This window comes from Testudinibacter sp. TW-1, assembly GCF_050613185.1.
Lineage (GTDB): Bacteria > Pseudomonadota > Gammaproteobacteria > Enterobacterales > Pasteurellaceae > Chelonobacter.
This window is the reverse complement of sequence record NZ_CP192511.1, coordinates 1,367,314-1,380,167: the sequence shown is the minus strand read 5'-3', so window position 1 is coordinate 1,380,167 and position 12,854 is coordinate 1,367,314. Positions and strand designations below refer to the sequence as shown.

Genomic DNA, 12,854 nt, shown 5'->3' with positions numbered 1-12,854 from the left:
ATTAGGTAGTAAAAGCAGGTAGAAACAAATGAAAAAATTTGCAATGGTTTTTCCCGGACAAGGCTCGCAAGCCATCGGCATGTTAGCCGATTTAGCGGCTCAATTCCCGGTAGTAGAAGAAACCTTTAAACAAGCTTCCGCAGCGCTCGGTTATGATTTATGGCAGTTAGTGCAACAGGGCGAAGCAGAAGAACTGAACCAAACCTGGCGCACCCAACCGGCGCTATTAGCGGCGTCAGTGGCGATTTACCGCACTTGGCAACAACAATACCCCGAACTGACACCGCAAGTGATGGCCGGACACAGTTTAGGCGAGTTTTCCGCCTTAGTTTGCGCCGGCGTATTGGATTTCCAAGAAGCGATTAAACTGGTCGAACTGCGCGGCCGCTTAATGCAAAAAGCCGTTCCGGCGGGCACCGGGGCGATGTATGCGATTATCGGCTTAGATAACCAGCCGATCATTGACGCTTGCGCCCAAGCCGCACAAGGCGAAGTCGTTTCCGCCGTCAATTTCAATTCGCCGGGACAAGTGGTCATTGCCGGTAACAAAGACGCGGTAGAACGTGCAGCGGCGTTGTGCAAAGAAGCCGGTGCCAAACGGGCATTGCCGTTAGCGGTGAGCGTGCCGTCCCATTGCGCCTTGATGAAACCTGCCGCCGATCAACTGGCGGTGGCGTTGGAATCCGTTACCTTTAAACAACCGACCGTTGCGGTGATTAATAACGTTGATGTCAAACAAGAAAAAGGCGCGGACGAAATCCGCAATGCGTTAGTGCGCCAGCTATATAATCCGGTACGCTGGACCGAAAGCGTGGAAAAAATGGCGGCTGCCGGCGTTCAAATTCTGCTTGAAATCGGACCGAATAAAGTCTTAACCGGCTTAACCAAACGTATTAACAAAGAGTTGGACGCACACGCCGTCAATGACACCGCGTCGTTAAGTGCGGTTGCAGCACTGATTCAAGATTAATCTGACTATTCAAAAAAGGAGAACCTATGCAAGGTAAAATCGCATTAGTAACCGGTGCCAGCCGCGGCATCGGCAAAGCCATCGCAGAAGAATTGGCCGCCAAAGGCGCAACCGTGATCGGCACCGCCACCAGCGAAGCCGGGGCACAAGCCATTTCTGCTTATTTGGGCGAAAACGGCAAGGGATTGGTGCTGAATGTCGCCGACACCGCCTCAATCGATCAAACCTTGGCGCAAATCAAAGCCGAATTCGGCGAGATTGATATTTTGGTCAATAATGCCGGCATTACCCGTGACAACCTGTTAATGCGCATGAAAGAAGAAGAATGGAACGATATTATCGATACCAACCTGACCTCCATTTTCCACCTGTCAAAAGCCATGCTGCGCAGCATGATGAAAAAACGCTACGGGCGTATCATCAATATCGGCTCGGTGGTCGGCTCTTCCGGCAATCCGGGACAAACCAACTACTGTGCGGCTAAGGCCGGTGTAATCGGTTTCTCCAAAGCCTTGGCGCAAGAAGTCGCCTCGCGCGGTATCACCGTCAATGTGGTGGCGCCGGGCTTTATTGCCACCGATATGACCCATGCGCTCACCGAAGAACAAAAACAGAGTATTTTAGTCAATGTGCCTGCCGGCAAACTGGGCGAAGCGAAAGATATTGCCAAAGCGGTGGCTTTCCTTGCTTCGGAAGATGCGGGTTATGTGACCGGCACCACATTGCATGTTAACGGCGGACTTTACATGAACTGATCCGATTGGCGTGCGTCTATTTCATTTTGCGCTGTAGCAAAATCGGACAAATGAAGATAAATGCATGACAACGCCTCTCGGTTAATGGTAAAATCTGCGACGGTATACAATCTTGGTTATAGACTTTCCCAAGAAACAAGAATATAGCCAAATTTTGTCATAGTATGTGTTGCCTTAAGCAAAGCCTTGTTGATGGATCAACATCTGTTACGGTTATTGCCGTCGTTTAAACAATACATACCTTATTCACCTCTCGCTGTGGCGAAATTTAAAACATAGGAAATTTAAAAATGAGTATTGAAGAACGCGTAAAAAAAATCATTGTTGAACAATTAGGCGTTAAAGAAGACGAAGTAAAATCCGAAGCTTCATTCGTTGAAGATTTGGGTGCTGACTCTTTAGATACAGTTGAACTGGTAATGGCTTTGGAAGAAGAATTCGACATCGAAATTCCTGACGAAGAAGCTGAAAAAATCACAACTGTTCAGTCTGCAATTGATTACGTTCAAAATAATCAATAATCTTCTGGATTTAGGCGGTTCTCAGACCGCCTAAATTTTGTCAGTCAGTTATACAAATTCTATTTTCAACCTCCCACTCGGAGCATATTCATGTCAAAACGTCGCGTCGTTGTAACAGGCTTAGGAATGTTATCACCGCTTGGTAATGATGTTAATTCAACCTGGCAAAACTTGTTGGCAGGCAAGAGCGGAATCAATCTGATCGAAAATTTCGATACATCAAACCACACCACCAAATTTGCCGGTCAAGTCAAAAACTTCAACAGCGAAGAATATATCTCGCGCAAAGATACCAAAAAAATGGATTTGTTTATCCAATACGGTATCGCTGCCGGTATGCAAGCCATTCAAGATTCCGGCTTGGAAGTTACCGAACAAAATGCCCAACGTATCGGGGTGGCTATCGGCTCCGGTATCGGCGGGCTGGGTTTAATCGAAGAGAACCATACTGCTCTGATTGCGGGCGGTCCGCGTAAAGTCAGCCCGTTCTTTGTGCCGTCCACCATTGTTAATATGATTGCCGGACACCTATCAATCAATTATAAATTACACGGTCCGAATATCACCATCGCCACCGCTTGCACCACCGGGGTGCACAATATCGGTCATGCGGCACGTATTATTGCTTACGGCGATGCCGATGTGATGATCGCCGGCGGTGCGGAAAAAGCCAGCACTTCGTTAGGTATTGCCGGTTTCGGCGCGGCGCGCGCATTATCCACCCGCAACGATAATCCGCAAGCGGCAAGCCGCCCTTGGGACGTGGATCGCGACGGTTTTGTGCTGGGCGACGGTGCGGGGGTGATGGTGTTGGAAGAATACGAACACGCCAAAGCCCGCGGGGCGAAAATCTATGCGGAACTGGTCGGTTTCGGCATGAGCGGCGACGGCTATCATATGACTTCGCCGCCGGAAGACGGCGCAGGTGCCGCCTTGGCGATGAGCAATGCGGTGCGTGACGCACAAATCGAACCGCAACAAGTGGGCTATGTCAATGCACACGGCACGTCAACCCCGGCAGGCGATGTTGCCGAAGCGACGGCGATCAGCAGCGTATTTGCGGCAAACAAAGACCGCATTTTGGTCAGCTCCACCAAGTCGATGACCGGGCACTTATTGGGTGCGGCCGGTGCGGTGGAAGCGATTTTCACCGTATTAGCCCTGCGCGATCAAATCGTGCCGCCTACCATCAACTTAGACAATCAAGATCCGAATGTCACCTTGGATCTCGTGCCGAATACCGCGCGCAAAGCCGAATTGGACTATGCGTTATGTAATTCCTTCGGTTTCGGCGGCACCAACGGCTCGCTGATTTTCAAAAAAATCTAATTGCCTGAGCCGAATCAACTCTAAAGTGCGGTTTCCCAACCGCACTTTTGCTTTCTTATGCCGAGATTTTTTGGATACTTCCCTTCCGCATAAGCCGCTTAAAAATAATCCAAATAATCCTTGTACCGCACTTCGAATCCCGCTATAATTTTGCGCCTTACAGTCACATTCCATTTTCGTTCCTTGCTTCCGCAGATTGGTGACTGGTCTATCGTCGGAGGCTGATTAACCCGTAAGGAGCAGCAGTAATGCGTCACTACGAAATCGTTTTTATGGTTCATCCGGACCAAAGCGAACAAGTACCAGGCATGATCGAGCGCTACACCGGTTCTGTTAAAGAAGCAGGTGGTCAGATTCATCGCCTAGAAGATTGGGGCCGTCGTCAATTGGCTTACCCAATCAACAAACTACATAAAGCACACTATGTGCTAATGAATGTAGAAGCACCGCAAGAAGTAATCGACGAGCTAGAAACTACTTTCCGTTACAACGACGCCGTTCTGCGTAACGCAATTATGCGCACTAAGCACGCCGTAACAGAAGCGTCCCCAATGGTGAAAGCGAAAGACGAACGTCGCGCTTCCGCTGAAGTTGAAAACAACGATTATGAGGATGCTGAAGAGTAATTTAACGATTGAAAATCGTCTCTCGCTGACAGGAAATGTGATTTCCCACCCGAGACGAAGCAAAAGCCCGAGTGGCATTGAGCACTGCCGGTTTATGTTGGAACACCGTTCGCAACAAACCGAAGTCGGCTTAGCCCGACAAGCATGGTGCGCTATCGCAGTATCACTCAGTGGCGATCAATTAATTAAACAAACTCAAAGCATTACGGTCGGCAGCAACCTTTTTGTGGCAGGTTTTATCACCACCCACAAAAGTGCTAACGGACTCAATCAGTTAGTGTTGCACGCCGAGCATATCGAATTTATAGATTAGGAGACTAGCCCCATGGCACGTTATTTCCGTCGTCGTAAGTTCTGCCGTTTTACAGCGGAAAACGTAGTTGAAATCGATTACAAAGATATCGCCACGTTAAAGAACTACATTACAGAGAGCGGCAAAATTGTTCCAAGCCGTATTACCGGTACTCGTGCGAAGTACCAACGTCAATTGGCACGCGCAATCAAACGCGCCCGCTACTTAGCGTTGTTACCGTACACTGACAACCATCAGTAATTAAGAGAGGATACGGTAATGCAAATTATTCTTTTAGATAAAATTGTTCACTTGGGTAACGTTGGTGACCAAGTGAATGTTAAAGCCGGTTTCGCACGTAACTTCTTAATCCCGCAAGGGAAAGCGGTTATGGCAACCAAAGCGAACATCGAACTTTTCGAAGCACGTCGTGCTGAATTGGAAGAAAAAGTCGCCAAAGAATTGGTTGCGGCTTTAGATCGCGCAGAGCGTCTGGAAGCCCTCGGTTCTGTGACCATCACTTCTAAAGCCGGTGACGAAGGCCGCCTGTTCGGTTCTATCACCACGCGCGATGTAGCAGACGCGGTTACTGCGGCTGGCGTTAAAATTGAAAAAAGCGAAGTGCGTTTGTCAGAAGGTCCATTGCGTACCACTGGCGAACACGAAGTTCGTTTCCAATTACACGGTGAAGTATTCGCTTCATTAAATGTGATTGTTGTTGCTGAATAATTCGGTTTATTCTAAGACAAAGCCTAAAAACCCGATCTTGCATCGGGTTTTTTGTTGCTTGCTATTGATACAAACCGCACTTTGCATAATCAAAAGTGCGGTATGGCTTGCTTAAACTGCTGTTGCGACTATGCGTTTTTTCACTAACAGCGCACGAATATGGTCATAGCTCCAGTTATAAATAATGGTATAAATCAGAATAAAAATCGTCAGCCCCAAATCCATAATAAAGGCTTGATAAAAACTGATTTGCAGTAAATACGCCACCAGCGGAATGGTACACAGCAATAAACCGCCTTCAAATAAAATGGCATGCAGCAACCGCACTTTGGCGCTGCGTAACACTTTTTCACCGGTAAATACCCGGTCAAAGCCCCAGTTAAACACAAAATTCCACACCATTGCCATCAAAGAAATCGCAATAACCGTGCTCGACAGCGCGCCGACCTGATGTTGGGTAAACAGCAATAACAGCCCGACCGAAAACAGCACCGCAAACACTTCGAATAAGACGGCATGAAAAAGACGTTCGATAAAAGACATTTTTCTTCCTTGATTGTAAATTAAGATTGAAATTGTTCAATCTGACCTTATTTCATTGTAACAATGAACATATCATTAATTCAAAAGGTATTCAAATGAACCCGAAATACGCCCCTCTTTTTCAACCTTACACCCTGAATAACGGCGTGGAAATCAAAAATCGTCTGACCGTTGCGCCAATGACCCACTACGCCGCCAATCCTGACGGCAGCGCCAGTGCAGAAGAACTCGCCTTTTTACAAGATCGCGCGCAAGATTTCGGACTGTTTATCACCGCCGCCACCCTCGTTTCGGCAGAAGGCAAAGCCTTTCCCGGACAGCCGCATGCCATCTCCAACTCCGATTTAGCCAGTTTAAAAACCGTGGCACAGACCATTCAAACACAGGGCGCGAAAGCGATTTTGCAAATTCATCACGGTGGTCAATTAACAATCAAAGATCTGATTGGCACGGCGGATGTGGTTGCGCCGTCGGCAAATCCGGAACGCCAAGCCCGTGCGTTGAGCGAACAGGAAATCGAAGCCTTAATCCGCGCGTTTGCCAATGCTGCCGATCTTGCGATTCAAGCCGGTTTTGACGGAGTGGAAATTCACGGTGCGAATAACTATTTGATCCAACAATTTTTCTCGGCGGCAACCAACCGTCGCCAAGATCAATGGGGCGGCTCGTTAGCAAACCGTTTGCGTTTCCCGCTGGCAGTGGTCGACGCGGTGAATGCGGTCAAAGTGCGGTCTGGACGCAATGATTTTATCGTCGGCTACCGCTTCTCGCCGGAAGAACCGGGCGAAAACGGCTTAACCATGCAAGACACCTTTGCACTCATTGACGCATTGTTAGAAAAACCGCTGCAATATCTGCACGTTTCGCTGTGGGATTTCTACAAAAAAGCCCGCCGCGGCGCAGACAGCACCTTGACGCGTATGCAGTTGCTGCACCAGCACATCAACGGCAGAATGCCGTTGATCGGCGTCGGTTGCCTGTTCAGCGCCGACCAAATCCTCGCCGCCTACCAAACCGGCTGGGCGGAATTTATCGCCGTCGGCAAAGCGGTGATGATGAACCCGGATTTGGCAACCCTGATCGCCACCGGACGCGAAGCGGAAATTATCACTGAGATCGATCCGAATAAAGCCGATCACTACCGCATTCCAAGCAATTTATGGGCGCAGAATATGCAGCATTTAGCCTATTTGCCGCCGGTCAAAGGCAATCCGGAATGGAAGTCGGTGGATATTTAAGTCATAATAATCATTAGTCATAGAGGATCGCTTAAGATCTTCTATGACTCCGTTATAACTGCCGCTGATACTCATGCAAACTAATCGTAGTATCATACAAACCGATTCGTTCACTACTGTGTTTTTCAATGCCGGCATAGCTCAAACTGGAATCTTCATAGCGTTTAAATTTATACACCGCATCATTCATCATGCCGCTGTTAAAGAGATTTAAACTGACCAATAAATTGAAATCTTTTTGAGTTAAGCCGGTCACTTTGTGAAATAATTCAGGTTCAAGTTGAGTGATAACATCACGCAAAGTATATTCACGATAATCGGTTAAATACATAAAAATCGGAATGCGAGTGGCAAATTTAATCAATTTTTCTTGTACTTGCTTGCGTAAACTGCGTTCTTGTTTCTCATCATCGTTTAATTGTTTTTTCTCTTCTTTGCTGAGATCACGCTCATTGGCGTCTTGCTTGGTCTTTTTCACACTGTCGGATTTATTGATAATGGTTTCAATATCTTGATTAAGCGAACGGAAACCTTCAATGCTCATTAGTGCTGCCATGGCTTCTTCATTTGCCCAGAGTTTTTTTAGCGTATCGTTATCCACATTCACCAATAATGCACTTTCCCAACGCCGAGCAAGCAAAGTTGCCGTTGTGCCGCTCATCGCCATATCTAAAATTCCAGCGGCATCAATCGGACGCATTGAACTACCATCATAAGCCAGTACAGGCAAGAACTGGATAAATTCCGCCACTTTCTTCTCAGGGTTCTTATCATCTGTATTTAAACGCACACAATAATCTGCTAATTGGCGTAAAGCTCGGTCAGGGGCAAAATCAAAGACATAGCAATCTTCTTTAACGATACATTCATTATTCGGATCGTTCGGGTTATGCCCACGTAACACCCACGGGGTTTGCACACGGAAAGCCGCTTGGAAATAGGTTTCAGGCGAAGTGAGATTACGCAACATAAAAATCCCTGTCCACGGGGCGACCGATACGCCTGTGGTTAATTTCCCGCACGACAGGGTAATGGATTTCGATTTCAACGGTTTACGCATTGCGGTTTTCACCGGAATTAACGCTTCTGCTCCCATGCCAGCTTCGGGACCGGCTGCGACAATAATGTCGTAATCCTGATAGAACGTATTTTGCCGTTGTTGCAATAAATTTCGCATTGCATAACAAGCCGAAACACTGGGTAAAAACCAAAAGGTATGCAATAAATTCGCCAATAAGCGACTATCGCCAAACGGCATTGGCGGTTTTTCAGCACCGAGTTTGAGGTTATCAATGGTGGTGGAACGCAGCTGTCCACGAATCAAATCCAACCATTTCTGCACTTCGTTTTCGTATTTGAATTTCGCTGTATCGTCCAATCCTGTTGCGGCAAAAAATTGGTTCAAGTCGAATTCATTAAATTCCCCTTTCAAGGCAACTTCTCTAATATCATCAGGTAGTTGATAAGTCATCATAATCATTCGAGGCAAGGCTAAATAAGGATTATTTTCCCCTTGCCAAGTGTTTTTTTCACGCTGTTCATCGGAATATGTCCAGTTGTAAATTTGATCTTCAATAAATTCACCCGAATTAATTGCCCGAAATGGTGTTCCTGATAAATACAAATAATGATCGGTGGTAATCGGCAAAATATCTTCATCAAAATAGTCGGGCATATCCATTTCCATTTCGGAGGCTTCCGCTTGCCATTGTTTTTGTGAACTCTGTTCTTCAGGCTCAAATAAACCTTTGGATTTATCACGCCACGCACCGTAGTGATATTCGTCAAAAATAATGCAATCCCAGTTGATGGTATGCACCCACTCATTTTTGAGCTTAATCCCTCCTGCTTTATTTTTGCCGAGAAAATCTTGGAAAGAACCAAAGCAAATTTGTGGAAAATCCGCTCCTGCTTGCCATTCATCTTGGTTGGTGACAAATTTCCACCCAACAAAATCAAGATGATTTTGCACATCTTCTTGCCACGCATTTTGCACCGCAGGTTTAAAGGTTAGCACTAATACCCGTTTCCAGCCCATCTGTTTAGCTAATTGATAAGCGGCAAACGTTTTACCAAAACGCATTTTAGCATTCCATAAGAAGTGCGGTGTTTTTCCAAGATTATTTTTATCTTTTTGAAATTGTTTGAAATAATTTACCGTTTTTGCTACCGCACTTTGCTGCTCCGGTCGCATGGCGAAGTCAAAAATACGCTGTTCACGATTAGCAGTGCCTGTTTTAATTTCTAGCAACGCTGCTTTAATTTGCTCAAGCGAACATTCAAACCATTCGCCTTCAAGTGGTCGAATACCTTGCTTTTTTAGCAAATTGTGCACATCAAAATCTTTGAACATTGAACCATCATTGCGGATAGCAATTTCATCTAATTCAATTTTCCAGCTTTGGCTTGGCAGTCTAACAGGGTATTGCTCTTGCACACGCTCAAGCACGTTGCGTTCCGTGTAGCCAATTTTTAGGCAATTGGGATAACGGCTGTCGGAATAGGCATAAATTTTGGGGGTGCGAAGTGGGATTAGTAAATTACTCATTGAGGGATCCGTTAAATATAAGGGGATATGTAGGGGCAGATTGTATCCGCCCCTACAAAAGAAATTAAAAATATCTTTAAAATTCAAGTGATTAAGCTTTAAAGTTTAGGAAAAATCAGATTATTCCCACCCTTTATAGAATTAATCTTTTTCTATTTTTTCTTGGATTTTTCTAATTTCATCTTCATCCAAAACACAGCCCGTGTCAGGATCTATTATTGGCTCATATTCATAATTACATTCTGAGTTTGTGCAAATATTACCAAACATGGAATGCTCTCCACATTCTTCGCAGTCTTCAAAAAAATCTTCTACACCTTGCCGTATATCAGAATGACTTATTCCAAAAGCTTGATAAAAATCCAATTCTTTTTCACAATGATGGCATTTAGTTCTTAATTTTGGATAAATACCTGATATGTATTCAATTAAATCTGAACCACAAAATTCACACATTTTTGAAAGAGATTTATCTATTGCAATATTTTCAAAGCTCAATTCACATTGCGTTTTGATAGCCTGATAAAGATCATCTTTTGAAATCATAATAAACTCCTTAAATTACTCCATGGGTCTAACCATACTTTCAATATAGTTAATTTCAGTTTGGGTTAATTGATATTTCTCATAAAGTTCTTGATCTGTCCACGGTTTTGAGAAGTCTTGGACTGGGACAAGTTCGTAGGTCTGGCGAGTTGTGTGCTGTGTATTCTTTTTTAAGGTCAGCATAAAATGGAAAAAACGGGTATTGATGTAACTCATTACATTTTCGCAAACTTCTTTGTTTTCAAAAGGTCCGAACACTAAATAGGTTTCCGTACAAGCTGAACCTTTTTCAGCATAGATTGGTTTAACCCAGTCAGTTTTGCTATCACCCGAACCAACCGCATAAGGAGCAATAACTTTATGTTCATCAATCCATTGACGATTAATAGGAATATCTGTGATTTTAATATACCCAACACCTTTATTTTGATACAATTTCACATTATAAAATTCATCTTTATAAGGCTCATTTCTGCCTTTAAAATTGGTTGGTAATCCAAATGGTTTTCTTGAACTAATACGTTTATTAAAACTGGGTTCATTATATTTTGCAATTTTTCGTAAAATTTTTACCGCTTGGTTATAACGGATAAATATATCTAATTGTTCTTCTTTTAAGGGGCGTGTCATGCTAGAAATAATATTATCCCCTTCGTGCGTCACCACAAAGCAATCTTCATTTGCTTGATTTTTCCATAGGAAATAGCAAACACCGCCTTTAATATCAACGCCAGAAAAGCAATCCGATGAATTAGGAAAATCATGTAATTCAATTAGTTGGCGATCTGCCAGCATCGCATCTCTAAATTTATCCAGCCCTTTACCACCAGTGTACCAACGTGCAGGAATAATCATTACAATATGATTGGGATTTAATTTTTTAGCTTGCTCTACAAATTTTTGGTAAATAGGCATTGCACTTGCAGAGAAGCCACCATCACTCAACTGATACGGCGGATTGCCGATAATGACATCAAATTTCATAGGAAGATTTTTATTTATTTCGTGAATAGGTAAATGAATAAAAGAATAAGCGTGGCTTTCTAAATTTTTGCCACGATCATACACAGCTTGACTTGCCCCACAGTGTTCACACTTGCCATCTACCCAAGTATGTTGCAATGGCTGATAGAAAATATTGCCTTGTTCATCAGAAAACACATCGCAAATCGCATATTCACCGTTCGCTTCACGGCTACAATAAAGGCTACGGCGAGCAAGTAACGCTGTCAGTTCCGTTAAACCCAGCCCGAAAATCTGCTTGGTAAAAATATGGTTAATGCGTTGCTGTAAATCAGGTATTTTCGGTTCTAAACCTTTCAGCAATCGCTTGGTAATTTCACGCAGAAAAACACCCGATTTAGTAGCAGGATCAAGAAAAGTGCGGTGCGGATCGGAAAAATAGTCTTGCGGCAATAGATCCAACATCGCATTTGCCACTTCCGGCGGCGTAAACACTTCATCGTTCGACAAATTCGCCAAACAAGAGAGCACATCAGGATTATGGTTAATGGACAGGTTTTGCATGTTTAATATCCAGAAAATAGCAACTAAAATATTCTTGAATTGAACGATACGGCTCACCATTGGCACTTTGTGCTTTGCCTTGTTGTTCTATCAATTCCTGATAAATCCAGTCATGCCGTTTTAACGACCATTTACGTGGAAATGACACTTTCGACCATTCCGAAAAATGCAGAAATTCATCATGCTCTGCATTTTTCATAGTTAAAGCATTACCGTGCAAAATATTGAGCGATAAAATAAATTCCGCCACTTCAAGCACTTCAATCTGGGTTTGCTCTGCAAACAGGCGTTCATATTGCTGTTGAAAATAATTTAGCAAGCGTTTACGACAGGCGATGACGTTATCTTGCAGTAGCTCAATGCCATACAAACAAGCCAAGGCAAATACCGCATTAAATTCGTATTCACGTTGCGAGCTATGGTAGATTTTCTCTACTACTGCCAATTTACGAGCCAAAATCTCAATCAAAAAGTTACCATCGCCACAAGCTGGCTCTAAATAACGTGAATCATCACGTTTTTCTGTGTCATCTTTCATCAAGTCCAACATCGCTTTGACTTCTTGTCGCCGAGTAAAGACTTCGCCGTGATCGGCTACTCGTTTTTTGGATTTGATTTGTTGAATCATGTTTTTATAACTTTTCCAGCAACTTTTAATGAAACTAATCTTAATAGTTACATAACTTTCAATCAAGTTATAAAAAATTTTTAGCAAAAGATAAACTTAAACGCTATGAATGAATCAATAAAATTTGCGGAAAATTTGAAGCGAATTGTGACCGCAAAAGGATATAAACCAACGGCTGCTGTGATTGAACGGGAGCTGAATTTACGCTATTACGGTAAACCAATAGGTCAAGCTGCTGTAGCAAAATGGCTGCGTGGCGATGGTTTACCTACATTAGAACGACTGAAAACATTAATTGAATGGCTTGAGGTTGATGCAACAGAATTGGTATCTAATGAAATCGCTTACAAAATCAATAAAACAAATCTCAAACCCACCATCACCAAGCAACTTTGGGAGCTTGCTGAAAGTTACGATGATGAGTGGATCGTAAAAACCTTTTTAAATTTACCACAAGCGCAAAAGAAAACCGTGCGTGAAGTGATTGTGGCAATGCACAAAGCCTATCGCACTGATAAATAACTATTCATCTTAAATACACTTTTTGCTTGCTTGCATTCCCCCGCCCCAAGTGTCAAACTGAGCATATCCCCCATAACAAC

General features: G+C 44.0%; 15 protein-coding genes. 10 read left to right on the top strand and 5 right to left on the bottom strand.

The genetic code is table 11. The features are described from left to right. The first annotated feature begins 28 nt into the window (after window positions 1–28). From fabD to rplI, 8 genes are all read left to right on the top strand, one after another. Complete coding sequence (fabD, locus tag ACQ31U_RS06650) at window positions 29–970, top strand: ACP S-malonyltransferase (RefSeq protein WP_431050513.1); 942 nt, start codon at window positions 29–31, stop codon at window positions 968–970. A 26-nt stretch (window positions 971–996) separates the two neighbouring features. Next, window positions 997–1,725, top strand: coding sequence for a 3-oxoacyl-ACP reductase FabG (fabG, locus tag ACQ31U_RS06645; protein WP_431050511.1), 729 nt, complete (start codon window positions 997–999; stop codon window positions 1,723–1,725). A gap of 290 nt (window positions 1,726–2,015) precedes the next feature. After that, the gene (gene acpP, locus ACQ31U_RS06640; protein WP_034617387.1) at window positions 2,016–2,246 is read left to right on the top strand and encodes an acyl carrier protein; all 231 of its coding nucleotides are present in this window, start codon (window positions 2,016–2,018) and stop codon (window positions 2,244–2,246) included. 90 nt (window positions 2,247–2,336) lie between these two features. Further along, the gene (gene fabF, locus ACQ31U_RS06635; RefSeq protein ID WP_431050509.1) at window positions 2,337–3,575 is read left to right on the top strand and encodes a beta-ketoacyl-ACP synthase II; all 1,239 of its coding nucleotides are present in this window, start codon (window positions 2,337–2,339) and stop codon (window positions 3,573–3,575) included. Between the two features lie 248 nt (window positions 3,576–3,823). Then, window positions 3,824–4,201 carry a 30S ribosomal protein S6 gene (gene rpsF / locus ACQ31U_RS06630; RefSeq protein ID WP_034617382.1) on the top strand — a complete coding sequence of 126 codons (378 nt, stop codon included), beginning with the start codon at window positions 3,824–3,826 and terminating at the stop codon, window positions 4,199–4,201. Continuing rightward, window positions 4,188–4,514, top strand: coding sequence for a primosomal replication protein N (priB, locus tag ACQ31U_RS06625; protein ID WP_431050506.1), 327 nt, complete (start codon window positions 4,188–4,190; stop codon window positions 4,512–4,514). Before rpsF ends, priB begins: the two co-directional genes overlap by 14 nt. A 12-nt stretch (window positions 4,515–4,526) precedes the next feature. Continuing rightward, the gene (gene rpsR / locus ACQ31U_RS06620; RefSeq protein ID WP_005759927.1) at window positions 4,527–4,754 is read left to right on the top strand and encodes a 30S ribosomal protein S18; all 228 of its coding nucleotides are present in this window, start codon (window positions 4,527–4,529) and stop codon (window positions 4,752–4,754) included. An 18-nt stretch (window positions 4,755–4,772) separates the two neighbouring features. After that, window positions 4,773–5,222: a 50S ribosomal protein L9 gene (gene rplI, locus ACQ31U_RS06615; RefSeq protein WP_431050504.1), complete on the top strand. Its 450-nt coding sequence runs from the start codon at window positions 4,773–4,775 to the stop codon at window positions 5,220–5,222. Between the two features lie 111 nt (window positions 5,223–5,333). Here the strand turns inward: rplI and ACQ31U_RS06610 are convergent, their stop codons facing one another. Further along, a complete protein-coding gene (locus ACQ31U_RS06610; protein WP_431050502.1) occupies window positions 5,334–5,765 on the bottom strand; it encodes a PACE efflux transporter in 432 nt (143 codons plus the stop codon). Window positions 5,766–5,860: 95 nt separating this feature from the next. Between ACQ31U_RS06610 and ACQ31U_RS06605 the strand changes: the two genes are divergently transcribed. Beyond that, window positions 5,861–7,003 carry an NADH-dependent flavin oxidoreductase gene (locus ACQ31U_RS06605; RefSeq protein ID WP_431050500.1) on the top strand — a complete coding sequence of 381 codons (1,143 nt, stop codon included), beginning with the start codon at window positions 5,861–5,863 and terminating at the stop codon, window positions 7,001–7,003. 52 nt (window positions 7,004–7,055) lie between these two features. Here ACQ31U_RS06605 and ACQ31U_RS06600 read toward each other — a convergent pair whose 3' ends face one another. The 4 genes from ACQ31U_RS06600 to ACQ31U_RS06585 all read right to left on the bottom strand — a co-directional run bounded on the left by ACQ31U_RS06600 (window position 7,056) and on the right by ACQ31U_RS06585 (window position 12,252). Further along, window positions 7,056–9,551: a GIY-YIG nuclease family protein gene (locus ACQ31U_RS06600; protein WP_431050498.1), complete on the bottom strand. Its 2,496-nt coding sequence runs from the start codon at window positions 9,549–9,551 to the stop codon at window positions 7,056–7,058. Window positions 9,552–9,692: 141 nt separating this feature from the next. Beyond that, entirely contained in the window at window positions 9,693–10,097 is a 405-nt protein-coding gene (locus tag ACQ31U_RS06595; RefSeq protein WP_431050496.1) for a hypothetical protein, read from the bottom strand. A gap of 15 nt (window positions 10,098–10,112) precedes the next feature. Beyond that, window positions 10,113–11,624, bottom strand: a complete 1,512-nt coding sequence (locus ACQ31U_RS06590) for an Eco57I restriction-modification methylase domain-containing protein (protein WP_431050494.1) — start codon at window positions 11,622–11,624, stop codon at window positions 10,113–10,115. Next, a complete protein-coding gene (locus ACQ31U_RS06585) occupies window positions 11,605–12,252 on the bottom strand; it encodes a DNA methyltransferase (protein WP_431050492.1) in 648 nt (215 codons plus the stop codon). Before ACQ31U_RS06585 ends, ACQ31U_RS06590 begins: the two co-directional genes overlap by 20 nt. A gap of 105 nt (window positions 12,253–12,357) precedes the next feature. Between ACQ31U_RS06585 and ACQ31U_RS06580 the strand changes: the two genes are divergently transcribed. Beyond that, the gene (locus ACQ31U_RS06580) at window positions 12,358–12,774 is read left to right on the top strand and encodes a hypothetical protein (protein ID WP_431050490.1); all 417 of its coding nucleotides are present in this window, start codon (window positions 12,358–12,360) and stop codon (window positions 12,772–12,774) included. The last annotated feature ends 80 nt before the right edge of the window (window positions 12,775–12,854 follow it).